The following is a 24,851-nucleotide window of genomic DNA, read 5'->3' as shown; positions in this document are numbered from 1 at the left end:
TGTCACATTCATTCTGCTGTGCAAAATATCATCTGTCTAGTTTTTGTCTTAAAAATTAATATCTTGTTGATGACTAAATTAGCGGGCGCTAAGCTTGTGAGCGCTGGGTTTGCTCATGAACTAAGGGGCTAAACCATTGAGAAGCCTGGGGGAATGATAAGCAAGGATCCTATTGGGCGAGTATCTGTGGGAGCAGATGAGGAATTTATTGATTGAGCGCAAGCTTAATGAGGTCAGATAGCTGTCTGACACACTTGGTTTTGTTATAATTCTTATCCATTTCTAATCGGTTTTTTCGAGGCTTTTGATGGCGCGCAACGTAGGCACGGAACTTGAGCTTATCCATCTGTTTGTGCATCTGGTGAATACCGGAGGGTTTTCGCAGGTGGCAAAAGAGCTGGGAATACCTGTGGCTACCGTGAGCCGCAAGGTCACTAAGCTGGAGAGCCTGCTCGATACCCAGCTGATCATGCGCAGTACCCGTAAGCTCAGGCTGACCGAAGAGGGCAGTGAGCTCTTTGGCCGCTATCAAAATGTGGTTGCCCAGTTTGACCGTTGTAGCGAACCCAGAGTCGAGAAGGCCGAAGGTACGCTGCGCATCGCGGCGCCCGTGTCGATCATCTCGATGATCTTCATCGGGGTGCTGAACGACTTCTCCAAGACCTACCCGGATATTCAGCTGCACATTACTCAGAATAACTCCAGCATAGATTTGATCGATGAGGGGGTGGACGTGGCCATTGTCGGCGGCGCCCAGCCGGATTCCTCCTGGGTCTCCAAGTCGCTTGGGGTGCTGGATTATGCTTTGTTTGCCTCGCCGGGTTATCTTGCCTGTGCCGGTATTCCTCACCATCCCGATCAGCTAGCGGAGCATTCCTTGATCAAGGTGTGGCCCCTGTTTAACTGGTCGATGAAACACATTAACGGCGAAGACTTTTACTACGAGGGGCCGGCCAAGCTAACCCTTGGCGATCTCAACGGCGCGGTGAAGGCGACGGTGGATGACGGCGGTATCCTCTATGGGCCTGAGTTGTTTGTCAAAGCCGAGCTCGCCTCGGGCGAACTGCGCCGGGTACTGCCCGACTGGCAGGGGGAGCAGCGGCGGATCTCGCTACTCTACCATCAGCGCACGCATCAGCCCCTCAAGGTGAAGCTGTTTATCGAGTTTATGCAGGAAAGGGCCAGCTGCCTGTTCCATTAATAGCTATTCCTCTCGTACCTAATCCACTCGACTCTGCTCGATAACTATTGGTTCAGATAAGCCTGGTTTTCGCTGTTTGAGGCAAAAAAAAGCCACCCTAGTAAAAGCGGTGGCCAGGCAGTTTGAGGCTGCTAAATAGGGTTGAAGCTTAGGGAAGGTGCGAACAAGTCGTCGCACAGCTCTGGCTTTGATAGCAGCGACAGTTCAAGGCATTCAACTGAGGGCATGCCGAGGCCTGCTGAAGTTGAATAACGCCGAAATGGTGTTGCTATCAAAGCCCCGCTGGGCGAGGCTTACAGCGGTATTTGCTGCGTTACAGTTCTTGCGAAGGACTAGGGCCATTCGCAAGAACTGTGCCTTGCATCTATCCACTTTAAGCACACGCAGAGCAAGCACGGGACTTATTCGCACCTTCCTTAGGTGTTAAATGAGGTAAACATTCAGGCTACAGGCGCCGTGGGCTCCGACGACCAGCGCCTGCTCGATATCGGCCGTCTTAGAGGGACCAGCGATAAACACGCCGAACTCGCCGCTGTCTAGGCCTATCTTTTTGATCGCCTGATGCAGGTTGGCGACCACCTTGTCGGCGCTCACCACCAGAAACAGGTTCTCACAGATGAAGGGAGTTACCCTGTGGCCCAGGTGTTGGTTATTGACCCAGATGGCACCATTTTCCGCCACGGCGACATCGCCTGGGATCACCGCAAAGTCGATATCTTTCAGCTCGTGAGCCGTTTCCGGGGCGCTGCGGTTGCCGGTGACACCCTCGACTTGAGAGATCACCTGCTTACCTTCTTTGATCAGTTCGTCCACCTTAGCCTGCAAGGCGGCCAGGCCGCCCTCTCTGTGCAGGGTGCCGGCGACAGTGCCTAGGTTGGTTTCAAACTGGCCGATCACATCGTCAAGACGTGGGCTGACATTGATTGGCGGCATGGCCTGAGGTGCAACCGCGACGCTTTTTAATGCATTGAGAATTGATTGCTTGCTCGACATGTTTATTGACCTCTGTTTTTGTTAAACCAAGCTTCGAAGCTGGACTTAGGTGCGACCGGCAGTTCTCTGTACTTACCCCAGGCGCCCGAGAATGGCTTGAGCAGTGACCCCGGCAGGATGCGCAGCGCGGTGCGGGCGACACTCATGGAGCAGTTGAGCATGGTCTCGCTGGCCATGAAGTTGCCGACCAGCGGCATATAGTTGCGCTTGCCGTATGGTAGCTTGCCCGCCTTGGCCTTGAGGCGACGGTGGTGATGGATGATCTTATCCAGCGGCACCTTGGTCGGGCAGACATAGCTACAGCTACCACACAGGGTACAGGCCCAAGGGATAGAGTGAGTGTCATCGGCCTGTGCACCGACGGCGATACCGATAGGGCCTGGAATCGTGTAGTTGTAGCTGTAACCACCCGAACGACGATATACGGGGCAGGTGTTCAGGCAGCCGCCACAGCGAATACACTTGAGCGATTCGGCCAGAATCTTGTCTTTCAGCATGTCGGTACGGCCGTTGTCGACGATGATGATGTGCATCTCGCCGCCGTCCTGTGGACCACGATAGAAGCTGCTGTAGGTGGTAATAGGTTGACCGGTTGCGTTGCGGGCCAGGGTGCGTAGCAAGATGGCGGCGCTGTCGAGATCTGGCACCATCTTGTCGATACCCATGGAGTGCAGCTGTAGTTTCGGTAGGTTCGCGCCCATGTCGGCGTTACCTTCGTTGGTGCAGACCACAACGGCGCCTTTATCGGCAATTGCCATGTTGACCCCTGTCATGGCCGCATCGGCCGACAGGAACTGCTCACGCAGGTGGGCGCGGGCGGCGCGGGTCAGATAGGTAGGATCCGAGGCGCCGGCCTCTGTGCCTAACTTGTCGTGGAAGAGGTCGCCCACTTCCTCTTTCTTCATGTGGATCGCCGGTACCACGATATGTGACGGTGGCTGCTTGGCCAGCTGGATGATGCGCTCGCCAAGGTCGGTGTCGATCACCTCTATGCCTTTGCTCTCCAGGTAAGGGTTAAGGTGACACTCTTCGGTGAGCATCGACTTAGACTTAACCAGCTTCTTCACCTGATGCTTGGCCAATATGCTATGCACTATCTGGTTGTGCTCGGCGCCATCTTTGGCCCAGTGCACCACGATGCCGTTGGCCTGACAGTTCTCTTCGAAGGTCTCAAGGTACTCGCCCAGGTGGGTCAGAGTATGTAGCTTCATCTCTGAGCCGAGCTGACGCAGTTGTTCCCATTCAGGCAGGCTACCGGCGGCGCGATCGCGCTTCTCACGCAATACCCAAAGGGCCTTAGAGTGCCAATCGACGCGCGCCTCATCTTTACAGAAGATGTCGGCCTTCTTCGCATGCACGCCTGAGTTGAGTGCGGTTGTTTGACTAGACATGGTCGGCTCCTTAGAGGGCTGCGTTGATGACTTCGGCGATATGACGGGTCGCGATCGGCAATAGCTGACGGCGGATCATGCCGTCTAGGTGCAACAGGCAGGAGGGGTCGAAGCCCACTGCATAGGTTGCCCCTGTGGCGGCGTGTGCCTGCGCCTTGTCTTTACCCATCTTGGCGGAGACGGCGCCTTCGTCGACGGCGAAGGTACCACCGAAGCCACAGCATTCGTCGCGACGATCCGGATAGACGATTTCGATGCCTGGGATGCTGCTCAGTACGGCCTCTACCTTATTGGTGCGTGGGCCCATCTGCTCGCTCGGTGTGGCCAGGTCCAACATGCGGATGCCGTGACAGCTGAGCTGCAGGCTGATCTTGTAGTTGAAGGCCTTGTTGAAGGCGGGAATAGGGGCGACATCGTGGAGGAATTCGGTCAGCTCGTAGAGCTTATCGATCACCGCCTGGGCCTCTGGGCTGTCGTCAAACTCATGGAAGTTTTCCTTGGCCGCTACCAGGCAAGAGGCTGCCGGGCAGACGATGGCGTCACACTCGACCCCTTTGAAGGCATTTAACAGCTTGAGGGTGGTCTTCTTGGCTTCATCAAAACAGCCCGAGTTGGTCATGGGCTGACCGCAACAGGTTTGGCCCTTGGGCAGTATGACCTGATGGCCGAGTTTTTCGAGGAGTTCGACGGTTGCGATGCCGACATGGGGCATCATCTGGTTCACCAGACAGGGGATGAATAGGGCTATCTTCATGAAGCACTCTCTTTTTTTGATGGCTGCATGTGGGCGAATGCGCTGGCTTATTCAGTGCCGCTACAGGTGGCATAAGCTTGGTATTTAGCCCATGTTGCAGGGTTATTTGTGATGATAATTTAAGCTTATATCCACATAATAAGTAGTGCTAATTTAGTAAATATATATACGTATTTTTTCATTTCTGAAACAGTGTGATTTTGGTCTCTCATTGTTGGAAAAAGTCACTGATCCAGGTCAAAAAAGGCTTGATTCAAACAATTATATGAAACGGTTGTTTAAATTTTTTATTTGGGCGTACACCTGTAACCTTTTGAAAAGAATGGGCTTAATTTTAAGTTATGTTTGTAACTGTAAAATAAAGCATTTTTTTGAGGTTAGAATGTTTGATCTAATTCGTTTTTTGTGACGTAATGCACACTAGGTTTTCTGGTCGGATGAGTCTGAAAGATGAGTATTAGAACAAAATTTAAAAAAGTACTGCCGAGTATATCTACCACCGAACAAGAGGCGCTCGACGCCGGTGATGTGTGGCTAGAGGGATCTATCTATCAGGGGATCCCAGACTTCGATGCCCTGCGTCAGGTTCCGGGTGCCACCCTGTCCGATGAGGAGCAGGCCTTCCTCGACGGCCCAGTGCAGACCTTGATCGAGATGGTGGATGATTTTGCCATTCAAAACAGCCTGCACCTGCCAGATAACATTCTTAACTTCTTAAAAGAGCATAAGTTTTTCTCGCTGATCATTCCCAAGGCCTTCGGTGGTCTTGAGTTCAGCCCTTATGCCAACTCAACCATAGTGGCGACCATTGCCGCCAAGAGTTCGGCGGTGGCGGTTACCGTGATGGTGCCTAACTCTTTAGGCCCAGGTGAGCTATTGATGCATTACGGCACTCAGGCTCAGCAAGATTTTTGGCTGCCGCGTCTGGCCAACGGCCAGGAGATCCCCTGTTTCGCACTGACCAGCCCCGAGGCGGGCTCGGATGCCGGTGGTATTCCGGATATCGGCACTGTCACCATGGGCGAATATCAGGGCGAGCAGGTGCTCGGCCTGTCGGTGACCTGGGACAAGCGTTATATCACCCTGGCGCCTATCGCCACCGTATTAGGTTTGGCCTTTAAGGTGGAAGATCCACAGGGTATGTTGGGGGGCAAGGAGCAGCTAGGCATCACCTGCGCGCTGATCCCTAAGTCTCATCCTGGCGTCGAGCTGGGCAATCGCCACGACCCTATGGGCTGTCGTTTCTATAACGGGACTACTCGCGGCGAGAATGTGTTTATTCCGATGGACTTCATCATTGGTGGTCAGCAGAACATAGGTCGCGGCTGGCAGATGCTGGTGGCCTGTCTCGGTGCCGGTCGTGGCATCTCGCTGCCGGCTCTTGGGGTCTCGGTAAGCCAGGCGTCTTTCAAGTCGTCGGCGGAATATGCCGCCGTGCGTGAGCAGTTTGGTTTAGCGATTGGTAAGTTCGAGGGGATTCAGGAGAAGCTGGCGGATATCGCCGGTAAGACCTATCTGCAAGAGGCGATGCGCGTACTGACCACCGAAGGCCTGGGCCTGGGGCTCAAGCCCTCAGTCGTAACCGCGATGGCCAAGTACCACATGACGGAGATTGGCCGCGACGTGCTGAACTCGGCCATGGATATTCAGGCTGGTAAGGCGATTCAGCGTGGCCCACAAAATACCCTGGCTTCTGGCTATGTGGCGCAGCCTATCGCCATCACGGTGGAAGGGGCGAACATTCTGACCCGCAACCTGATGATCTTCGGTCAGGGCGTGATGCGCTGTCACCCTCATCTGCAGAGCATGGTGGAGGCGATTCACAGCGACGATAAGGATGCCGACAAGACCTTTAACCGCATCTTCAAGCAGACAGTGGGCTACAGTGTCGGTAACAGTCTGCGTGCCTTCCGCTTAGGTCTGCTGCCTTTCACTGCGGGAGCCAAGTCTGAGCTGAGCGAGGTGGTCGAGTATGAGAAGGCGGTGCACAAGCTGGCGTCTAAACTTGCAGTGTATGCCGACTTCTCCTTGCTGGTGCTCGGTGGCAAGCTCAAACAGGCTGAGATGCTGTCGGCGCGTCTGGGGGATGTGATGAGCTACCTGTACGCGGCCATGGCCTCGATTCGTTACTACGAGCAGAAGGTGAGTAGCGAACATCGTGCGCAGGCCAAGCCTTATTTCGAGTATGCTACACGTTGGGCGCTGGTTAACGCCGAAAATGCGCTGCTGAGCTTCCTGGACAATTTCCCATCGGCAGCGACCCGCCAGCTGATGAAGCTGATCACCGTGACCTACTCGCCTAAGATGAAGAAGATCAACGACGACCTAGTTCGTGAACTGGCCCACGAGGCGCAGCTTAATACCCAGATCAAGCGTCAGCTGACCCATCTGGTGAAGCCTGTTCCGGGCGATGGTAACGACATCAATCAGCAGGCCTATCTGGCGAAGATCGCCTGTCTGCCGTTGCTGGCCAAGGTGAAGAAGGGGCTGAAGCAGGGCTACTTTAAGTCTGGTGTCAGATTTGCGCAGACGCTGGACAGAGCCCGCGCCGCCAAGATCATCACAGAGGGCGAGCACAAGCAGCTGCTGGATTATAACCTAAAGCGTGAGCGTGCCATTCGGGTCGACGAGTTCGACTTCGACATGCAGCTAATAAGCGATAAGGCTGCGTTAAAAATAGCTTAGAGTAAGCGTTTATCCGTTAAAAGCCGCCCCTTGGGGCGGCTTTTGTCTTTGGGGACTCAGGTTTAGTGGGGGGGAGCAGAAGTTAACGAAGTGTTTATCGGCCACCTTGCCAATCTTTACCATGACCAGCAGGGCGATACTCATGGCGATAAAAATGGTGGCTAACATAGGCCAATGAATAGTGCCTGACAGTGCCACGACCACAGTGCTCATCATGATAATGACGCTCCATAGGATCAATAGTCTCATCGTTTCCCCTTTCGTGTGCTGGTAAATTGATTTAGCGACACTATACCTGTGGCTAGCTGAACCAAGATTGAACGTGGGGGCTGGTGGTGATAAGCCATGAGATGATGGGCAATATTGGGTATCATAGTGAGGTCAACAAATCGGCGCATCAGCAAATCGGCGGGCAGTCTGTGCTAAAACGAAATCAGTATCGACGTGAGGGACCGGACTATCGCTGCGGCGAGCAGGTGAGCTTTCATGACATCAAGGAGGTATTTGGCCTCAACCATATTCGCCTGGGCAGCTGGGTAGAGGAGGAAGAGAAGCATAAGGCGGCCAACCTTATCTTCGACGCCTTTGCCGATCTCGCCTTCATGTTAAAGCTGCCGCCTAAGGCCATGGGGCTGAGACAGACGTTGAACCTGGCCTTTGGTACAGGCGGACAGATGGGCGTGCAGGCGCATTATATGCCTGCACAGCGGGAATTAGCCCTGGCAAAAAATGCCGGTGCGGGCGCCCTGGCACACGAGTTCTGGCACGCCTTCGACCACTATATTGCCACCAAGGCCTTCGACATCCCTAAGACGGGCATCGCCTTCGCCAGTCACTGCTGGCTGGCCGACCACACGCCCATAGTTCATCCCCTAAATGATCGCCTGATGCAGCTGTTTGCCAGTGTCTTATTAACTGATGATGGCCGGGACAGTCACGAGTATGTGCGCCGCGCCGTGGCGCTCGACAGGCAGCAGGGGAGGCAATACTTTTCCAAACCCACAGAGATGATGGCCAGGGCCTTCGAGGCCTGTATCGAGGTGCATCCCGAGATCCGCAATCCCTACCTGGTCAACGAGACCCTGGACTCGTCGTTGGCGAAGGCAGGCGGCTATCCGACTCATGAACACCGCCAGGCGATATATCGACAGCTACTGGCCTATTTCGGCCCCTTGGGCGATGCCTTGGGGCGCGAGGGATAGCCTCAATCTACCCAGTGCAGTACGTCGCGTATGATGGACCATCTGGGCTGAGTTTCGCTGGCGCCTTGGCCCAACATCCAGTAGTTGTAGAGCCGCTCTTGGTGGCCATCCACCTTGCGCAGCTTCTGCCAGTTGTTGACATAGTTGAGCAGCGACTGGTTGTCCTGGGCGACGGCGTAGGCGATGGGGTATTTGGCCTTATATTCCAGTGGTGCTATGCCGTAGCCTGGGAAGAAGAGGGTCCAGGCGGAGCCCGCCTCGGCGCTGATTACCACGGCATCGTACTTATCCTCTTTCTGGCGGAAGAAGTCTTTATAGCCCTCAATTTTGACGAACTCGAGGTTGGGATAAAACGCCTTGGCATCCGCGATGATGTCACTATGCTCCACATAGGCGATGGTCACATTCTCCATCGCCTTGATCGACTCATTGCGCTTGAAGCCGCTGACCTTATGGTCTTTGGTGGCGATGGCCAGGTTAAGCAGCAGTACCGGCTCCACATAGCTGAGCTTGTCCATCTGCTCGATATCCATGGCCAGGCCGGACATGGCGATATCGAAGAAACCGGCGTCGAGGGAAGCCGCCAGCTTGTCTTTCTCGAAGGGGATAAACTCAACCCTCACACCGAGATCGTCCGCCAGACGGTTAGCCATGGCGCTGTCGAAGCCCACCAATTGGCCGGCGTTGTTGTAGTAGCTAAAAGGCACGTTGCTGGGTATATAGCCGACCCTGAGTAGACCGCGGGCGCGGATGGCGTTGACATCGGCGATGGGTTGCTTGGCTGTCTGGCCTAACACAGGATATTGTTTATTCACCTTAGTCGGCACCTTGTCGGCCACCTGCATGTTGGCGATTACCCCGCTGGTGATCTCAGGGCTGTGAATAAAGAGTCCCATGCCGACGCGGCAGACGATGAGGGTCAGCACCACGCTGGTGCCCACGCCTATGGCCATCTTTAACACCTGCTGCGGCCTGAGTCTCAGGCGTTTCTCAAACAGCGCCACCGTCAGCAGCGTCAGGGCAAACAGGTTCATCACCGCCGTGATGGAGTTAAACTTGCCCGTGATAAAGCCCGACATTACAAACAACTGAAACAGATCCTGTGGCAGATGCACCAGATCCAGCATAAAGGGGATAGCGACATAGACGCTGCCAAATAGCGACAAGACGCCGCTGATGGAGAGCGAAGGCAGGTCGCTGAGCTCTATCGGCGTGCCGTTAAACCAGCCGGCAAAGAGGACGAAGAGGATCACGGTCAACTTGCCTATGTTGGGGAAGGTGAAGGCGATGGGCACTAAGATCTCGACCAGGGTCTCGGCATCGTCGCTCAGGCTCTGATGCTCGCGCATGATCTGCTTACACTCCTCGACGATGACGGGAATGACGATGAAGATGTTGCCGGTGGCGAAGGCGGTGACCAGGCTTGCCTTACTTATCCTCAGCGCCTGGGCGAAGGTGACCGGGGTCAGCGAGGCCACAATCCAGGGCAGTATCCAGAAGGTCAGCAGCAGGCAGAGCACGAAATAGCTGATGAGATAAACCTGCATGCTGGCAAACTCATCTACCCCCATGGTACCCGCCGCCGAGGCAGACATGGCGAAGATCCCTATGGGCAGCACCTTAACCAGCGCCTGGGTGATCTTGGAGAAGATTTCGCCGCAGGTATGCATAAAGTTGATGATCAGCTGTTTGTTATCGCCCTCCATGCCGATCAGTGCCAGCCCCATGGCGATGGCAAAGATCACCATGGCGGGTACATAGCCTTCGGCCATCGACTGGAACGGATTAGAGGGAATATAGAGCTTGAAATAATCTATGGCCGCGGCCGGTTCTATGGAGCTGGTGCTGAAGAAGGAGGCCGTCTCGACGAAGGGAAAGGAGAGCGGCATCAGGGCGATCAGCAAGAGGCCTATACCCCAGAGTAGTAGCATGATAGCGCCAGCACGACTGAAGATCAGGCTGGCGGTGGCGCGCTTGAGCTTGCCTATGCCCCCCACTAATGATACCAGAATGTAGGGCAATACCGTCATCTGCATCAAGAGGATCACGCTGGTGCCTACGCTGCTCATCCAGCCGACGGATTCCCCAAAGAAGAGGCCCACCGCAAAACCGACAAACATGGCAACGAGCATTTGAGTCGAGCTGGTCATAGCGAGCAGTTTCTTTAGCACGAGAGTCATTCCCTTTTTATGAATGAGCAGTTATTTATTGCGATTGGTATTCATCTATGCCGGATTATAAAAGGGACTGCATTGTGGTAAAAGGCTTCTAGGTCAATATGTTGCTCAGGGACACAATTGTTCGCTGTGCACTCTGCAAAGGCTAGTCCCAGACCGGCATTGGTGAGAAGCGACAGACCCGTACTCCCTCGCTAGAGGGAGAGCAGAGTATGGGACGCCTGAGGAATAGTACGCTTGGCCTCTGGGTCGAAGATACAGATGCGATCCCGCCCGGTTTCCTTCGACTGATACATGGCGCTGTCGGCGTCGTTGATCAACCGCTCCAGCTTATAGCCCGACATATTAGTGTCTGTTATCCCAAAGCTGGCCGTGACCTTAAACTCATGACCCGTCTCTGTGCAATCTATGGCGGCAATCGCCGTGCGGCAGGCCTCGGCCAGTTTAATTGCGGTCTGCAGCGTGCAGCCCGGCAGGGCGATACAAAACTCCTCGCCGCCTATGCGGGCGAAGATATCGTTCTTGCGTCCCTGGGCCTGACAGGCCTTGGCGACTCGCTTGAGTACCCAGTCACCCACGGCATGACCAAATCTGTCGTTGATCTGTTTGAAATTATCTAGGTCGAACAGTATGTAGCTTAAATCGGAGGCATTGCTCTCGCAGTAGGTGAGCGCGCTCTGGGCGACCTGGGTGAAGTGACCGCGGTTAAACACATGGGTCAGGGCATCGTATTCGGCCAGCTGCTTGAGGCGCTTCTGAATCGTCCATGACTTATAGGCCCAGAAACCCAGCAGGGTGATGATGGCGATCAGCAGCGAGATAAACAGTCGGTTGTTTTCCGCCTGGGTCTTGGCCAGCTGCTGCTCGGTGAGTAGCAGGTTGTTCTGTCTGTCCAGCAGGGCGATACGACTCTTCTGCTCCGCCGCCTGATGCTCGGCGAGCTGAAAGGCCAGATGTTTGGTCTTGATATCGTCCAGGTATGCCTTGTCGGCCTGGGCGTACTTGATGTGATAATCCAGTGCCGACTCGTAATTTCCGCTGAGCTCGGCGATTTCAAAGAGTACCTTGTAGGCGGTAACGACTGCCTGAGTATTGCCTAGTCCTTTTGCTAGGTTGACAATTTTTTCCGCCAGTAACCGCGCTTCCCCTACCTTGTTATCCAGTAGGTAGGCACTGGCCAGGGTGGCGTAGACCTCGGCGATCAGCCTTGGGTAACGGGTCTTCTCTATGGCTTCCAGCGATGGAGTGAGTTGCTCATAGACCTCTGCCGTATTGCCGTCTCGCAGGTGTTTTGTGGCGATAAAGGAGTGGATAAAGCTCGCCATTATCACCTCTTCATCACAGCTGGCGAGTGCGGCTTGCAGGCCGGGGGAGTCGACCTCGAGTTGATTGAGGCCAAGTTGTGCCTCTATGGCTAATCCATTGGCTATACAAGTATTTCTTTTCGATGGTTTGCTGTTCTTTAATTTTTCTGCGTATTGAATAGCCGAGTTATACTGTCCCAATTGATTAAAAAACATCGAAGCAACGGCATAGCCGTTATGTTTCAGTTCTATGTTTTGGATTTCATTGAGCAAGCTTAATAAGTTTTTTAGGTGGGATAACCCTTCAGTCCATTGGTTGGTGATCGAAAAAATATTAATTAATGATATTTCAGACCGAAGTGTAATTTCATTTGGTGTATTACTATTCTTGACTAGTCTTTTTAGCTGAGATGTTCCTTCTTCTAAGTTGCCTTTGTATGTGATCTCATAAGCTTCTAAATATGCGAGCAGTGCAAGCTGTTCCGAGTTCAACTGGTTTTTTGTTTTTCTGATCTCAGCAAGAAGTAAGGAAAATTCTTCAGGTTTACTGCTTCTTATCTCGTTTGCATGTAAAAGTTTGCTACCTAAATCAAAGCTTTCCTCTGCTTTAATGTGCAGAGGAAGTGATACGAATAAAATGCTAAATAGTAGGTAGCAAAATTTCATTTTATTGATTTACCGCTGACTTGTTGTCAGATTCCTCTTTGGTTTCACTTTCATTTTCTTCTTCCTCATCTTTCGCTGGGATTAGGAAGCAAATGATATCTTTACTTGTTTTGAGAGACTCGGCAAGCTCATCACCTTTGCGGTTTATCATAAGCTCTTTTTGTTCAGCACTAATCTGGGACTCTTCAATTGTCTGCAGTTTATCAGCTTCGGTCTGTAGCGCTGCATCCTGACCCATGCGTTCCAGTAGTTGAATAATGTTCGACATTGCTCTTCCTTAATTGTTGTTGGTAGTTAGTTTGTTATTGATTAGTTTTCGGGCATTAGGGGGTTATCGACCTGGTGAGCCGTTTCAAGTTTAGCGAGTTTATCCAGGATTGTTGGGTTTGGTCGCATCTTTTCGCTTGGCGGGATCACTAAGGTGGTGTGCATAAAAATTTCGGCATCGGCCAAATCACGCAGCGGCAGAGTGTGTTTGCGCACCTTATCTATGGGGAGCACGGCCGCCTCGTAGAGGATCACCTGATGATCTAAGGGGTAAGTCTCTGCCAGCAGCTCTATCAGCACCTGACGATGGGCCTTGCCCGTGGCGAATCTGGCCATGCTCTTGTCGCCGGCCAGGCCTATTTGCCATAGGATCAGGTAACAGGAGGGGTCGAAGCGGCGCTGATAAAACATAAACTGACTGGCTTCAAATTGCTGGCAGCCAAATTGGCCTGGATCTATGCCAAGGTCGGCGATGAGGCAATCTTCGGCGGAGATACCGGGTACCATGACTGCCTCGAAGCCTTCTTCGCGCGCCAGTTCCAGTGACCTATGGGGCGCTTGGGCGAATACGCCGGGGTGGCCATAGAAGGCGCCGACGACTTTCTTGCCTTGTCTGACCTCTGTTAGCATGGCGTCGACCATCTCACGATAGGTGATATGGCGTGACTTGCCCTCGTCATAGTAGACCTGTAGCGAGCGGACATCGCCGTGCATCTCTTTTAGCCAGAGTTCGACTATGCCGTTGGAGACTCCTGAGAAAACGACGTCGGCTTGTTCAATATAGCTGCGTGCCAGCGGGCAGATATGGGCGCCTAAGGTCATCCCTATGCCGACACAAGCCAGGCTTCCCGCCATGAATTTGGGTCCTGATTTCATGTATGTTAATTAAGGGTTAAAGCTAACAGCAATCGCCGAGTTTTAAAACCGCTAATTGCCTTGAATTGATGACTTATTTTTGACTTTTATAGTGCTGAGGATCGGCGAAGCAAGATTTCATCTGGCGAGTGTCATCTACTACCGAATCCATTGCTGAAAATCCTTCTGTTTCGAATATAAATCCCAGCTTTTTGACGAAACGTTCGGTGGCGAGGTTTCTGGCGGCAAAGTGAGCCTGGATGCGCTTAACCTCTAATCTGAGGTAGGCGTATTCCATTAGGGCGCCCATGGCCTCCTCTGGATAGAGCTTGCCGTTGGCCTCGGGTGTCAGCATTATGCCTATCTCGGCCTGGTGACGATTATCGCCTTGCCAGGTGAGCCCCTGTATGCCGATGGCGCGCTGACTTTGCAGCTCCACTATGGTCCAGTTCATATACTGGCTATCTGGCTGAGTGCTACCAAGAGCCTGCTTCATCTGGGTTAACGCCGTTTGAAATGCCCTGTCGGCCTGGGCCTGTGTGAGCGGCGTGCCTATGTGGCGCATCACTCTCTCGTCGCAATAGAGGCGGCGATATAGCGCCTTGTCTGTCTCATTTATCGGGCGCATAGTCAGGCGCTCGCTGCAAAAAACATGATTTGGCAAGTCTTGGGTAAGTCTCGACGGGAGCTGAGGGTTACTTGGCAAGCTGGGCCTCCGACATCACTAGCGGTTTCTGCTCGGCGAAGCGAATGACGCCCTTTTCATCGACCGAGCGATCAAATATCACATAGTAGCCGCTCATCAGCGGCAGGCCGAGGATAGATTGATCCGGCCAGTTAGGCAGCTGTGACAGCAGTTTGAAGCAGGCCTTCCCCTTGGTCGGCGTGTTTATCTGCCAGTAGTGCCGGGGCGTGACAGTGATGGCGATGGGCTCGCAACCGGGCGGGCAGTCTGGGTCATCACAACTTGGCGTTGCCTCATGCTCGTTTCTCGGACCGACGAAATAGAAGGTGAGATCTGGCCAGCTACCCAGTTGCAGCTCGTCCATGGGGATACCTGTCTGCTGATAGGCGATATCGCTAAAGGGGGCTATCTGCTGGATGAAGCTGGGATTGATGGCTTCAAGCGCCTGGCTGAGCGCGCCAAACAGGTGGCGGGTGAGTACTATGGCCGAGGCGCCAGTGTCGATAATGGCGTTGCTCTGTCCCCTTAGGGTGTCACAGATATGTACCCCATGGGTGTGCAGGTGCTGGCCGTCGGGGCAGAGTTCGCTATGATCAGGCTGAGCGTCGTAAGAAGTGGGCGCTTGCTCCGCCAGCGACTGCGTCAGCAGGCTGGGGACCATCTCATTGTCGCCGATACTCATCCCCACCAGATTGACGTTGTAATACTTGTTCTCGATCACCGCTATGGTCTTAAACTCGCCCCGATAGAGTTCGGTATGTTCCTCTCCGCCGCCTAAGATTAACCAGCCTTGGTTGAGGGGATCCTGGCCGAGGAAGGCAAAGTCGTTGGCGCTATTGGGGACGAGTACCTCCTGGCTCGCCACATGTATGCTGGAGCGGCGGGCGAAGAAGGCAAATTTATTTGGCGTCAGGCCATGACTGGTCAAGTTGCTAAAGTAGGGGGGTAGATCATTGGTGGGTTGGGTACGCAAGAAGCGCTTAAACTGACGTAGGTCTTCGCTGTTGAAGCTCTGCTCGGTCGCCTGGTGCCATTGGGTGTCTGATGCAGTAGAGTTGCTGCCTGTCTGCACTATAGAGAAGTCCCGGTTGGCCTCGGTGAGTATGGGGCGATAGTGCTGGGTGCACAGGTGGATCTCCTCGTCGAACGGCCAGGGATGGGTGAGCGCCGGGGCTATGCCATAGTGATGAAAATAGTCTTTTAGATCATAGACCTTGTTGAGGCCATCATAGGCAAGCCCAAGTATACCGTCGGCATCGGCAAAGCTGGTCTCCTGGGCCAGGGATGACACTACGGCCACAGGGCACTGCTCAAGTACAATCGGATGATGGGCATGGGGAACATGGTCGTCATGGAGATCGAAATCTATCGCATCCTCACGAATCCCCACCCGGGTATAGACTACCGGGCCGTCCCAGCCGCCTATGCCGTAGAGCACCTCCTGGGCGAAGCTGGTGGGGGTGAGGGCGCTGTCGCGCTCTTCCACATAGTCGCTGCCTGACACCACCAGGGTGCTGCTACCCGTATCTAAGATAAGATTTAGCGGGTGTTTCTCGGCGCCAATGCGAAGCTGGGCGCTGTAGCCACCTTTGGCGTAGACATTCACTAGCGGGACTTTGAGGGTGCGGGGCGTGGTTGTCGTTGAACTCATCGATGACCTTTGGGTTAAGGGAATTCATATTCTTATTATGTAAGCCATTGTTTTACCCCATCTATCTATAGGGGTCAATCTGCTGCGCGTCGAGGAGAGTTGCAGGCGTTTGCTCTGGTGTTGCTTAGGGGCAGTGTAAGCTATGGGGCTTGAGTCTATGGTCGCTAAGGAGTAAGTGCAGCTCGGAAGGGGAGAGCTGTTCGGGGGAAGAGCAGCTAGAAATAAGTGAAGGTCGGGTGCAAATGCTCAGTAACAGAATCAGTAACAGAAAAAGAGCGACGCGGCCCCTTTTCACTTTCGCATTGTCCAGCAGGCGTTAGCCAGCGGTCACCCGCACTCTTTCGATCTCCGCCTTAGGCGCCGACATCATGAAGTCCAGCTGTACCTTGGCATTGGTGACACCTGTTTTTGATGATTCATATCGCCATTGGGACAGAGCCTTCATCGCCTCGTCATCAAACATGTTGCCCGGGTAAGACTTGATGATGGTGACGTTGCTGACTTTGCCTTGCTTGTCGATATCAAATTGCAGCTGGACATAGCCCTCGATGCGTTTCTCGGCGGCCTCGGCGGGATAAGCTGGCTCGACGCGCATGACAGGGCTTGGCGCCTTGGCCTCGTTGTGGTGTTTGTCCTGATGCTTGTCGCCCGCGATGGCGCTTTGGTTAATTAAGGCGCCCGACAAGCCCAATGTAAGTGCCAGGCCTAAAATGGCCAGAGGGTGCTTAGTGTGTGTTTTCTTCAATTGCATGATCCGCTCCTTGAGGATGGTCTTGTTTCCATAGTGAGTGTGTAGCATGCCAAGGTGGGCCTGCTGGGAGTAAGCCAATAGCGTTTGGCTATAGGCAATTCTTTGTTGTTTATCCATATGCCTGGTGACCTCGGCATCGCAGGCGATCTCCTGATCGTCACGAAAACGACGATAGGCCAGCCAGCAGACAGGGTTAAACCAGAACAGGGAGACCAGTAGATAGCCCAGCAGGTTGGCCGCAATGTCGTGACGTGCCAGATGCCTAAGCTCATGGTCGAGTATCGAGGCCTGCTGGGATTGAGTGAGTTGTTTAAAATCCATAGGTACCAAGATCACCGGCTTGAGTAGACCGGCCAGCATGGGCGAGTCTATCTGTGGGTGACACTTGATGCCCACAGAGGCTTTAGGTGTCGACTCTGCTAGCTGCATGAAGGAGAGCAGTGCCTTGGGCAGGTCGAGCCCTTGGGCTTGCGCGACAACTTGCCTGAGCCGAATGGCCTGATAGAGGAGTATGCCCAAAAGTGTCAGGCTGCCCAGCAGCCAGAGGTAGCCTAGGGTCATATTCAGCGTGGCGTAATGGCTCTGGGATAGGAACTCGCTGGCCTGCACCCGGAAGTGCTGCAGCGGGTACAGCGACGGATTGGTTAGCCTTGCCGGAATGAGCTGACCTATCACAGTGCCCGCCAGTAGTAAGGGCACGGCGACCCAGAGGGTGTAGGTGTTGTGGGCGCCTAACCTAGCAAGTAGCGGTTTGTGTAGCAGCAAGATGGCGGCGCACAACAGGGTCAGCGGCAGCATCACATTGATGATTAGGCTCATCATGAGGATTGCTCCTCTTCCCAGTCATCGATCAAGGCCTTTAGTTCGGCGATATCTTCGGGGCTCAACTGTTTCTGCTTGGCGAAACCCGCCACCAGGGGGGCGACCTTACCGGCGAATACCCGCTCGACGAAAGATTGGCTCTCCTTGAGTTGATACTCGCTCTGATCGATCAAGGGATAGTAAAGATAGGCCCGGCCCTCCTTCTCATAACCCAGGGCCTGTTTCTTCACCAGACGGTTGAGCAGGGTCTTTACGGTTTTTTCGTGCATCCCCTGGCTACTGGCCAGAGCCTCCACCACGTCGCTGGCACCTAAGGGGGCGTTTTGCCAGAGTATGTTGAGTACCGACAGCTCGGCGTTGCTGATCTCTTTCATGATTCAACCGTCTTCAATTGATTACAAGTGTAATTTTTAAATTAAGATTACACTTGTAATCAAAAGCGTCAAGCATTATTTCAGTCTTAAATTTCGTAAATCAACCCATCGACTAGCGCGACTTTGTAGTAACATCTGCTGGATATCACTCCCGTTTAGTGATTTACACTGGGATTAGCCGCCGCTTGCGACCGTATTGTTGGCTATCTTTGTCGGCTATCTTTGTTGGCTATCTTTGTTGGCTATCTTTGTCGGCTATCTAAGTGTCGCAGCATTGAGGATGAGGTAGATAAAATGGATTTTTCACCACAGGTATTCACTCAGGCTTTGGTGAGAGGGCTGGCGCTGGCCTTGCTCTTACAGCCCCTTAGCGTGAGCGCCACCCAGGTGGCACAGATGTCGTCACAGGTTCAGGTACAACCCAGTCAGTTGACTATTTTCAAGCAAAATCTTGGACTGTATTTCCCCGCTAACTGGCGGCTAGCCTATAGCGAGCAGCACGGCGATATGTTTTCGGCCGAGTTTGTCCCTGCCCAGGAGCTGCTGGCCCATTGGTCGTCGCTCTATTGTGTGCAGGGATTTAAGGGGATGGCGGAGCGTATCGACCCTGAGGCCTTTCTCGACGGTTTCGCCGAGCAGTACCGCATTACCTGCGAAGGGGAGATGCATTATCAGAAACTGGGCGCCAGCGAGCTAGGTGGCAAGGCAAGCTATAGCGCCATGCTAACCTGCGACAAGATGCCTCACACTCATAGGGGTGAGCAGGGCATGGATAAGCCGGTAGGTGAGATAGGCCACTACACGGTTATCGCCGGTGAGGAAGATCTGTTTCTGCTGCATCAATCGGCGCGGGGAGAGGCCTTGTTATCAACCTCTTCGCTCAAGATAGCACCACCCATCGAGCGCATCGCCGACATGGCGAGCCTGCGTTAGTCTCGCTCGTTAGATGCTGGTTGATCTATTCGCCTCTCGGCACAAGGGAGCGATTTTTTTAGATGCAAGTGGATCGTCTGTGAGCGAAGCGAGATTGTCATTAAATTTCAATTATATTTTTGAAACTATTGATATATTATGAAGCTTATCCAATAGGGGGCTCAGGAATGGCCCCCTCTTTATTGGAGTTTTTCGGTTAATTTACGTAAACAAAGGGAACTATAATGGAATATTTTATTGGTGCGTTGAAGAAGTTTGCTGATTTCACCGGCCGCGCGCGTCGCAAAGAATTTTGGATGTATACCCTGTTCTACATCATCTTCTATGCCGTGGCGGCAACCATAGATGTGGTGACAGGTCTGTATATGCTGAGCGGTATCTTCTCGCTGGCACTGCTGATCCCAACTCTCGCTATCTCGGCCAGACGCCTACACGACACCGGCCGTTCGGGCTGGTGGCAGCTGATCGGCCTGATCCCGCTCATCGGCGCTATCGTGCTGATCGTCTTCTATGTACAAGACAGCGTTGAAGGCAACGAATATGGTGAAAACCCCAAGGCATTAGCCGAGGCGTAAATTTCCCCTATCTGCGATGAAGGAGGCTTAGGCCTCCTTTGTTGTTTTTAGGGAGTAATGCAGCCCTTGGGTGAAGATGCCGACTCGGGCCATTATGGGAGTATTAGACATTTATACGTGTAGACGTCTATAATGCCCGCGTTCTGTCACAGTAGCCGGGAGAGAGCCTCTCCATCACGCCGCGGGTAAACCGCGGCTTGCCATGAGACAGAGCGTGACCAAATTTAGTCAACCTTATGTGGTGCCCTGGCCAAAATGGCGCAAGGGATAATCGGGAAGCCAGTGAGAATCTGGCACTGCCCCCGCAACGGTGATAGGTGAGAGCTGGGTGCGCCATGCCTTTAACATCATGGCGTTAAAAAAATCTACGCTCGTCGTTTAAACGCATCGTTTGAACTTAGCCTCAGTCCGGAGACCGGCCCTTAAGGTGATTTTGAGATTTCGGCGGGCAGATCTCGAAATGCGACCCTGGCGGTTTGATGGACTGCGCCCAGTCGTGACGCCTTGCCCTGTTTCCCTTTTAGGAGTTAAAGGAAAATGGGTACACAACCTAGTAAAATTGCGCTACTGCTTGGCGCCTGTCTGGCCGGGAGCTTTCCTGCCTTAGCGGAAAGTTCGGGCACCCCTGGGCCTGTGGACGAAACCATCACGGTTATCGGCCGCAGCGAAAACACCCCTATCAATATCGCGGCTAACGTTAATGTGATCGACGCCGCCGCCATCGAACTTAGCGGTGCCACTAACCTCACCGAGCTGCTGCGCGGACAGAGCGGTATTCAGGTCTCAGATTCAAACTCGGGTGCCGTGTTTGCCATGCGAGGTTTCAGCGCCAGTCAGGCGGTCAACAACACCTTGATTCTGATCGACGGTCGTCGTCTCAACAATATCGATATTGCCGCGCCGAGCATCAGCGCCATCGGACTCAACCAGGTGGAGCGGGTCGAGATATTGTCTGGCAGCGCCGGTGTGCTCTATGGCGACCAGGCGGTTGGTGGGGTGATTAACATTATCACCAAGGCGCCGAAAGATAACGGCGGCAGCCTGCAGCTCTCCGGTGGCAGCTTCGACACCTTTGAGGCCAAGGCCGAAGGGTCGGTCGCCATCAACGACAACTGGCGCCTCTATGGCGCGGCCAACCACCTCAAGAGCGATAACTATCGCGATCACAATGCTAGCAAGACCAGCTCTGTGCTGGGGCGCCTGCAGTATGACGATGAGGTGCAGCAGTTCTTCGCCGAGGCGAGTCACTATGACAACCATCGCGAACTGGCTGCCGCACTGAATGAGGAGCAGATCGAGGAGGATCCGACACAAGCGGGTGCTCTCTTTAATGATGCCTACCTGCATGAGATGACTACGGCGGCCCGCACCGGCTATCAGCGTCAGCTAAATGATGCCTGGTCGCTGGGCGCCGATCTTAACTACAGCGATAGCTTGATCACAGGCCTGAGTACCTGGAATACGACCCGCCGCGATACCCGCTCACTGCTGGAGTTTAAACCTAAGGCGGTTGCCAACATCAAGACGGATAATGGCCCGCTTAAGCTGGTGACCGGCCTGGATTTGAGCCGCGGCGAGTCGGTATTTAGCAACGGTCGCAGCAATGTGCAGAAGCTGGCCAGCGCCTATCTGCAGGCGACTGTTCCCCTCACTGACAGCTTCAGCTATGTGGTGGGCGGTCGCTATGCCGAGGTGACCGATGAGCTGGTGGACGCCAGTGCCTATCCAAATGGGATCGATCTCGATCAGGATGCCCATGCCTTCGAGCTCGGCCTCAACTATCGCCCTAATCAGCACCACCGCTTCTATCTGCGCGCCGATGACAACTTCCGTTTCGCCAAGGTGGATGAGCAGGCCTACACCCCGGCAAGTATTCAGGGGCTCAAGCCACAGACGGGTCGCAGCTACGAGGCGGGCTGGGATCTGCTGCTCGAGCAAAACACCCTGCGCGTGAGCGCCTATCGACTGGATCTCGAAGATGAGATCGTCTTCGACCCGAGCGCCGAGACCCCCGTGGGTGGTAGTTTCCCCGGCGCCAACGTGAACGCCGATGCTTCGCGTCGCTATGGTGTGAGCGCCGATTGGGATTGGCAGGCGACTCAGGATCTGCTGCTGGGCCTCGAGTACAACTATATCGATGCCGAGTTCACCGAAGGGGTTAACGAGGGCAAGGCGCTCTCCTGGGTAGCCAAGAACAGTGGCCGTGGCTACGTTAGCTATGATGTGTACCAGCACCTGCAGCTCTTTGTCGAGGGTGTCTACACGGGCGAGCGCTACATGGAGGGCGACAATGCCAATCAGGGAGACAAGCTCGATGCCTATACCCTGGCAAACATCGCCATCAACTATAGCCGCGATGCCTGGCTGGCCAGCCTGCGAGTCGACAACCTGCTGGATAAGGAGTACGTCAGCTCAGGTTACTTCAGTACCTGGGGTAGCGGTTATTACCCTGGCACGGGGCGCGCGCTACGCCTGACTGCCAGCTACCGCTTCTAGAGCTGTTAAAGTCCTAAGAGCCAGTCACACTTGACTGGCTTTTTTATTGCCCGCTGTTCATCATAGGGCATAGATCATTTGGGAGTCTGTGGGATGAAATTTAAGTGGCTACTCTTGCCCGTTATATTACTAGCGATCATCACCTTCTGGCCCGCCAGTGGCCCCTCGTTTGCTCCGCTGGCCAGCGATGCCAGGATCCTCGCCTTCGGTGATAGCCTGACCCAAGGCGTGGGGGCCAGCACCGGCATGGATTATCCCAGCCAATTGCAGAGAATGAGCGGGCGAGCGGTGATTAACGCAGGTATCTCGGGGGAGACAAGCGCCCAGGGGCTAACGCGTTTCGCCCGGGTGCTGGATGAGACCGCGCCGGACCTTATCATCTTGCTCGAGGGCGGCAATGATTTTTTGCGCAATAGCAGCGCGGCGCAGGTGGAGGACAATTTGGCCGCCATGCTCGCTGAGGCGCAGCGGCGAGATATTCCAGTTGTGCTGATCGGTGTTCCCCAGAAGAGCATCTGGCTGGAAACCGCGCCCCTGTACGGGCAGTTGGCGGCGCAATATCAACCGCTATTTATTGAGGATTTTCTGACAGAGCTGCTAAAATTATCAGAGGTAAAATCTGATGCGATTCACCTCAATGATGATGGCTATCGCCGCCTCGCCGAGCACCTTTACCGGCGTCTGCAACGGGCTGGTGCCTTATAGTTTCGATGACGCTGGCAGCGAGTAAATATGCCCCCGGCTTTAGGCCAATCTATGGATGCCACCGCTTGGTTAACTGACGGAATTTTGTCGTTTAATCAGGCCGAAAGGGTTAGCGTGAGTGGCAAGATGAATTTATTTAGGTTAATGTCCGTTTTTACCCCAAATCGACTTGACCCAGACAGTCGTTTTATGGGTAAATTCTCGGATAACAAACGGCGCCGTGCCAATAATAAATCAGGTTAATGACTTCTCATGACAGATCTTGAGCATCAGGTATTCACTCAAGTACGTGCAATTATTGCCAATGAAGAACAGGTTATCGGGCGACGGGGTATTTTGATCCCGTTGAAGAAAGCCATTATTGCCGATGGCGATATTCGCAATGTGATCGATATCGTCTCTTCCGATCCCGCCCTGGCGGCGCACCTGCTATGGCGCAGTAATTCGGCGGCCAATGCCGGTGGCATAGTCTCCTCGAAGAACCGTTCATTGAAAGATGCCCTGGTGCGCCTGGGGCAGGTCAATATCTACCGTTATGCCTTCACCTTCTATCTCAAGGAGCGCCTCGATGAGCTGCCTCAGCCTTATAAGAAGCTGGTGTATGGCTACTGGGCACTTACCGAGAGCATAGCCACAGACGCCGTCGATAGCCTGCATCATATGGAAGGGGTAAACATCAATCCCGATGAGGTACAGACCCTGGCGCTGTTTAGTGTGTTTGGCGAGATCATCGCCCTGACCGCCTTCGCCTATCTGAATGCCGAGTCGGAGCAGTCGTTCCCGCTCTCCATCATCAAGTCGTTGATCGATAATCAGAAGCAGACCCTGACGTTGGAAGCCTTCGATTCCTTAGGCCTGGACGAAGAGCTTAGAGAAGAGTTTATGATCGCCCACAACCTGCGTCAGACCCGTAACCCAGACTCTCCGGGCCTAGTGCTGCGCCGGGTGCTTTCCATGCGCAATCAACTGCTCAACCCGCTCTAGGGCCTTCGACCAGATAAAAGAAAACCTGCCAAGTGCAGGTTTTTTTGTGTCTTATTTCTTATGAACTGGGGGTGAGAGAAGAGGCTAGGGTGCAGTGGCTCAAGGCTTGTGAGCAGAGCGGCCGTCGATGTCGGGAGTCGCTACCAGGCGACCTAAGAATTGACTGAGGCCGAGGGTTCGACGGATATATTCGGCCCAGATGGTTCCCAAAAGTGCACCAAGCGTGAGGCCTATTAATGGAACGTTTAGGCTGGTCTGGCTTTGTTGCGAGGCTAACAGGCCACCGATAAGCAGACCCAACAAGGCGGGGGATAAGACGATACTAAACCACAGACAGACCTGAACAAAAAGTGCCACAATTTTCATACTAATCCTTTAGCGTTTCTCCAGTTTTATCCCAGTCTATCTCTATGCCATCGTCTTGTATACTCGGCTTGCTGTTTGGCCTAATGCCCCTGGCGTTCCAGTCCCTCTGAGGTCACCAGATTGAGCCATTGCTGGGCGAGGCGAGCACTGCTGCCATTGCTGCGATAGGCGCCAAACAGGGGGCGCTTGAGTCCTTCCGGCCCAAGTTTTACCGCTTTAAGCGACAGGCCGTGAGCCTCGTTGATCGACCAGTTAGGCAGGGCGGCAACCCCATCCTTACAGGCGATGCGTTGCAGCAACATGGCGGTGAGATCGCAGCGGATCTGCTTGGCTACAGGCACCCCGGCAGGCTCCAAGAAGTGACGGTAGATATCCAGTCTGTCCAGCGGTACCGGGTAGGTGAGCAGTGTCTGCTCGCTTAGCTGCGCGGCCGTGACATAGGGGAGTTCGGCCAGCGGATGGTCTGCCGCGACCAATAGCTTGACCTCGAAATCGAATAGATGCTGATAGGCGATATCATGATCCGGAATAGGGTCTGAGGTGAGCACCACATCTAGTTGTCCCTGCTTGAGTGCGGTCAGCGAATCGAACAGATGACGGCTCGACAGCTCCAGATTGGTGTGGGGAAAGCTGGCATTAAACTGCTCGATCACCGGCATCAGCCATCGAAAGCAGCTGTGACACTCTATACCGACAAAGAGATCTTTCACCTCGCCGCCCAGGCCATTCTTGAGATCGATTTCCGTCTCTATCACCTTAGGCAGGATCTCTTCGGCGAGATTGAGCAGACGCGCGCCCTCCTGGGTAAAGGAGAGGGGTTTACTCTTACGCACGAAAATCGCCGAGTTGATGCGGGTTTCCAGTTCCTTGATCTGGTGGGATAAGGCCGACTGGGTGACAAAGCGCTTCTTGGCTGCGCCCGCGAGACTGCCGCTCTCTTTCAGGGCGACCAATGTACGTAAATGCCTAAGCTCTATCATTTTTACCTCACATGAATTTGGCTCATGTTGCTCG

22 protein-coding genes and 1 riboswitch are annotated in these 24,851 nt (G+C 53.9%); of the genes, 8 read left to right on the top strand and 14 right to left on the bottom strand.

From position 1 onward, the window contains the following. Positions 1-307 precede the first annotated feature (307 nt). Positions 308-1,201: a LysR family transcriptional regulator gene (locus L1D43_RS12830; protein ID WP_239852107.1), complete on the top strand. Its 894-nt coding sequence runs from the start codon at positions 308-310 to the stop codon at positions 1,199-1,201. A gap of 423 nt (positions 1,202-1,624) precedes the next feature. On the opposite strand, the gene L1D43_RS12825 is transcribed toward L1D43_RS12830, so the two are convergent. Genes L1D43_RS12825 through L1D43_RS12815 form a run of 3 tightly spaced genes read right to left on the bottom strand, consistent with a single transcriptional unit; the run spans position 1,625 to position 4,339 of the window. Next, a complete protein-coding gene (locus tag L1D43_RS12825; protein WP_041508640.1) occupies positions 1,625-2,194 on the bottom strand; it encodes an LUD domain-containing protein in 570 nt (189 codons plus the stop codon). A gap of 2 nt (positions 2,195-2,196) precedes the next feature. Then, positions 2,197-3,585 (bottom strand): lactate utilization protein B, encoded by a 1,389-nt coding sequence (locus tag L1D43_RS12820; protein ID WP_239852105.1) that lies wholly within the window; start codon positions 3,583-3,585, stop codon positions 2,197-2,199. Between the two features lie 10 nt (positions 3,586-3,595). Beyond that, positions 3,596-4,339 (bottom strand): (Fe-S)-binding protein, encoded by a 744-nt coding sequence (locus L1D43_RS12815; RefSeq protein WP_041508642.1) that lies wholly within the window; start codon positions 4,337-4,339, stop codon positions 3,596-3,598. Between the two features lie 450 nt (positions 4,340-4,789). Between L1D43_RS12815 and L1D43_RS12810 the strand changes: the two genes are divergently transcribed. Next, on the top strand, positions 4,790-7,024 hold the full coding sequence (locus L1D43_RS12810; RefSeq protein ID WP_239852103.1) for an acyl-CoA dehydrogenase: 2,235 nt from the start codon (positions 4,790-4,792) through the stop codon (positions 7,022-7,024). A gap of 9 nt (positions 7,025-7,033) precedes the next feature. Here L1D43_RS12810 and L1D43_RS12805 read toward each other — a convergent pair whose 3' ends face one another. After that, the gene (locus tag L1D43_RS12805) at positions 7,034-7,273 is read right to left on the bottom strand and encodes a hypothetical protein (protein ID WP_239852102.1); all 240 of its coding nucleotides are present in this window, start codon (positions 7,271-7,273) and stop codon (positions 7,034-7,036) included. A 170-nt stretch (positions 7,274-7,443) separates the two neighbouring features. Here L1D43_RS12805 and L1D43_RS12800 point away from each other — a divergent pair, with 170 nt between their 5' ends. Continuing rightward, the gene (locus L1D43_RS12800; protein ID WP_239853207.1) at positions 7,444-8,226 is read left to right on the top strand and encodes a CLCA_X family protein; all 783 of its coding nucleotides are present in this window, start codon (positions 7,444-7,446) and stop codon (positions 8,224-8,226) included. 2 nt (positions 8,227-8,228) lie between these two features. Here L1D43_RS12800 and L1D43_RS12795 read toward each other — a convergent pair whose 3' ends face one another. The 8 genes from L1D43_RS12795 to L1D43_RS12760 all read right to left on the bottom strand — a co-directional run bounded on the left by L1D43_RS12795 (position 8,229) and on the right by L1D43_RS12760 (position 17,778). Then, the gene (locus L1D43_RS12795; RefSeq protein ID WP_239852100.1) at positions 8,229-10,406 is read right to left on the bottom strand and encodes a cation:dicarboxylase symporter family transporter; all 2,178 of its coding nucleotides are present in this window, start codon (positions 10,404-10,406) and stop codon (positions 8,229-8,231) included. A 191-nt stretch (positions 10,407-10,597) separates the two neighbouring features. Beyond that, complete coding sequence (locus L1D43_RS12790) at positions 10,598-11,923, bottom strand: GGDEF domain-containing protein (protein ID WP_239852098.1); 1,326 nt, start codon at positions 11,921-11,923, stop codon at positions 10,598-10,600. A 451-nt stretch (positions 11,924-12,374) separates the two neighbouring features. Further along, the gene (locus tag L1D43_RS12785; protein ID WP_239852097.1) at positions 12,375-12,641 is read right to left on the bottom strand and encodes a hypothetical protein; all 267 of its coding nucleotides are present in this window, start codon (positions 12,639-12,641) and stop codon (positions 12,375-12,377) included. A gap of 41 nt (positions 12,642-12,682) precedes the next feature. Continuing rightward, positions 12,683-13,495 carry an SAM-dependent methyltransferase gene (locus tag L1D43_RS12780; RefSeq protein WP_239852095.1) on the bottom strand — a complete coding sequence of 271 codons (813 nt, stop codon included), beginning with the start codon at positions 13,493-13,495 and terminating at the stop codon, positions 12,683-12,685. A 94-nt stretch (positions 13,496-13,589) separates the two neighbouring features. After that, positions 13,590-14,123: a GNAT family N-acetyltransferase gene (locus tag L1D43_RS12775; RefSeq protein WP_239852093.1), complete on the bottom strand. Its 534-nt coding sequence runs from the start codon at positions 14,121-14,123 to the stop codon at positions 13,590-13,592. A gap of 67 nt (positions 14,124-14,190) precedes the next feature. Next, positions 14,191-15,831 (bottom strand): pepsin-like aspartyl protease, encoded by a 1,641-nt coding sequence (locus tag L1D43_RS12770; protein WP_239852091.1) that lies wholly within the window; start codon positions 15,829-15,831, stop codon positions 14,191-14,193. 316 nt (positions 15,832-16,147) lie between these two features. Continuing rightward, complete coding sequence (locus tag L1D43_RS12765; RefSeq protein WP_239852090.1) at positions 16,148-17,404, bottom strand: TonB family protein; 1,257 nt, start codon at positions 17,402-17,404, stop codon at positions 16,148-16,150. Continuing rightward, positions 17,401-17,778: a BlaI/MecI/CopY family transcriptional regulator gene (locus L1D43_RS12760; protein ID WP_239852089.1), complete on the bottom strand. Its 378-nt coding sequence runs from the start codon at positions 17,776-17,778 to the stop codon at positions 17,401-17,403. Before L1D43_RS12760 ends, L1D43_RS12765 begins: the two co-directional genes overlap by 4 nt. Before the next feature lie 294 nt (positions 17,779-18,072). Here L1D43_RS12760 and L1D43_RS12755 point away from each other — a divergent pair, with 294 nt between their 5' ends. The 5 genes from L1D43_RS12755 to L1D43_RS12735 all read left to right on the top strand — a co-directional run bounded on the left by L1D43_RS12755 (position 18,073) and on the right by L1D43_RS12735 (position 23,471). Then, on the top strand, positions 18,073-18,711 hold the full coding sequence (locus tag L1D43_RS12755) for a hypothetical protein (RefSeq protein WP_239852087.1): 639 nt from the start codon (positions 18,073-18,075) through the stop codon (positions 18,709-18,711). 224 nt (positions 18,712-18,935) lie between these two features. Beyond that, positions 18,936-19,286 carry a DUF805 domain-containing protein gene (locus L1D43_RS12750; protein WP_239852086.1) on the top strand — a complete coding sequence of 117 codons (351 nt, stop codon included), beginning with the start codon at positions 18,936-18,938 and terminating at the stop codon, positions 19,284-19,286. Positions 19,287-19,508: 222 nt separating this feature from the next. Next, a riboswitch (cobalamin riboswitch) is annotated at positions 19,509-19,725 on the top strand. A gap of 98 nt (positions 19,726-19,823) precedes the next feature. Further along, on the top strand, positions 19,824-21,782 hold the full coding sequence (locus L1D43_RS12745) for a TonB-dependent receptor (protein WP_239852085.1): 1,959 nt from the start codon (positions 19,824-19,826) through the stop codon (positions 21,780-21,782). Between the two features lie 93 nt (positions 21,783-21,875). Beyond that, the gene (locus L1D43_RS12740; RefSeq protein WP_239852083.1) at positions 21,876-22,487 is read left to right on the top strand and encodes an arylesterase; all 612 of its coding nucleotides are present in this window, start codon (positions 21,876-21,878) and stop codon (positions 22,485-22,487) included. Positions 22,488-22,739: 252 nt separating this feature from the next. Next, complete coding sequence (locus tag L1D43_RS12735) at positions 22,740-23,471, top strand: HDOD domain-containing protein (RefSeq protein WP_041508692.1); 732 nt, start codon at positions 22,740-22,742, stop codon at positions 23,469-23,471. Between the two features lie 99 nt (positions 23,472-23,570). Here the strand turns inward: L1D43_RS12735 and L1D43_RS12730 are convergent, their stop codons facing one another. Further along, a complete protein-coding gene (locus tag L1D43_RS12730) occupies positions 23,571-23,837 on the bottom strand; it encodes a hypothetical protein (protein ID WP_239852081.1) in 267 nt (88 codons plus the stop codon). Between the two features lie 80 nt (positions 23,838-23,917). Beyond that, positions 23,918-24,817 (bottom strand): LysR family transcriptional regulator, encoded by a 900-nt coding sequence (locus L1D43_RS12725; protein ID WP_239852079.1) that lies wholly within the window; start codon positions 24,815-24,817, stop codon positions 23,918-23,920. Between the last annotated feature and the right edge of the window lie 34 nt (positions 24,818-24,851).

The organism is Shewanella sp. Isolate8 (genome assembly GCF_022398495.1).
Classification (GTDB): domain Bacteria; phylum Pseudomonadota; class Gammaproteobacteria; order Enterobacterales; family Shewanellaceae; genus Shewanella; species Shewanella aquimarina.
This window is presented reverse-complemented; position numbering and strand designations above follow the sequence as displayed.

Excerpts from the sequence above, each read along its gene's own strand:
- L1D43_RS12790 (WP_239852098.1), bottom strand. The coding sequence starts at position 11,923 with ATGTTTTTTAATCAATTGGGACAGTATAACTCGGCTATTCAATACGCA.
- L1D43_RS12815 (WP_041508642.1), bottom strand. The coding sequence starts at position 4,339 with ATGAAGATAGCCCTATTCATCCCCTGTCTGGTGAACCAGATGATGCCC.
- L1D43_RS12820 (WP_239852105.1), bottom strand. The coding sequence starts at position 3,585 with ATGTCTAGTCAAACAACCGCACTCAACTCAGGCGTGCATGCGAAGAAG.
- L1D43_RS12730 (WP_239852081.1), bottom strand. The coding sequence starts at position 23,837 with ATGAAAATTGTGGCACTTTTTGTTCAGGTCTGTCTGTGGTTTAGTATC.
- L1D43_RS12775 (WP_239852093.1), bottom strand. The coding sequence starts at position 14,123 with ATGCGCCCGATAAATGAGACAGACAAGGCGCTATATCGCCGCCTCTAT.
- L1D43_RS12795 (WP_239852100.1), bottom strand. The coding sequence starts at position 10,406 with ATGACTCTCGTGCTAAAGAAACTGCTCGCTATGACCAGCTCGACTCAA.
- L1D43_RS12830 (WP_239852107.1), top strand. The coding sequence starts at position 308 with ATGGCGCGCAACGTAGGCACGGAACTTGAGCTTATCCATCTGTTTGTG.
- L1D43_RS12785 (WP_239852097.1), bottom strand. The coding sequence starts at position 12,641 with ATGTCGAACATTATTCAACTACTGGAACGCATGGGTCAGGATGCAGCG.
- L1D43_RS12745 (WP_239852085.1), top strand. The coding sequence starts at position 19,824 with ATGGGTACACAACCTAGTAAAATTGCGCTACTGCTTGGCGCCTGTCTG.
- L1D43_RS12805 (WP_239852102.1), bottom strand. The coding sequence starts at position 7,273 with ATGAGACTATTGATCCTATGGAGCGTCATTATCATGATGAGCACTGTG.
- L1D43_RS12770 (WP_239852091.1), bottom strand. The coding sequence starts at position 15,831 with ATGAGTTCAACGACAACCACGCCCCGCACCCTCAAAGTCCCGCTAGTG.
- L1D43_RS12725 (WP_239852079.1), bottom strand. The coding sequence starts at position 24,817 with ATGATAGAGCTTAGGCATTTACGTACATTGGTCGCCCTGAAAGAGAGC.
- L1D43_RS12755 (WP_239852087.1), top strand. The coding sequence starts at position 18,073 with ATGGATTTTTCACCACAGGTATTCACTCAGGCTTTGGTGAGAGGGCTG.
- L1D43_RS12760 (WP_239852089.1), bottom strand. The coding sequence starts at position 17,778 with ATGAAAGAGATCAGCAACGCCGAGCTGTCGGTACTCAACATACTCTGG.
- L1D43_RS12810 (WP_239852103.1), top strand. The coding sequence starts at position 4,790 with ATGAGTATTAGAACAAAATTTAAAAAAGTACTGCCGAGTATATCTACC.
- L1D43_RS12780 (WP_239852095.1), bottom strand. The coding sequence starts at position 13,495 with ATGGCGGGAAGCCTGGCTTGTGTCGGCATAGGGATGACCTTAGGCGCC.
- L1D43_RS12735 (WP_041508692.1), top strand. The coding sequence starts at position 22,740 with ATGACAGATCTTGAGCATCAGGTATTCACTCAAGTACGTGCAATTATT.
- L1D43_RS12765 (WP_239852090.1), bottom strand. The coding sequence starts at position 17,404 with ATGATGAGCCTAATCATCAATGTGATGCTGCCGCTGACCCTGTTGTGC.
- L1D43_RS12825 (WP_041508640.1), bottom strand. The coding sequence starts at position 2,194 with ATGTCGAGCAAGCAATCAATTCTCAATGCATTAAAAAGCGTCGCGGTT.
- L1D43_RS12750 (WP_239852086.1), top strand. The coding sequence starts at position 18,936 with ATGGAATATTTTATTGGTGCGTTGAAGAAGTTTGCTGATTTCACCGGC.
- L1D43_RS12740 (WP_239852083.1), top strand. The coding sequence starts at position 21,876 with ATGAAATTTAAGTGGCTACTCTTGCCCGTTATATTACTAGCGATCATC.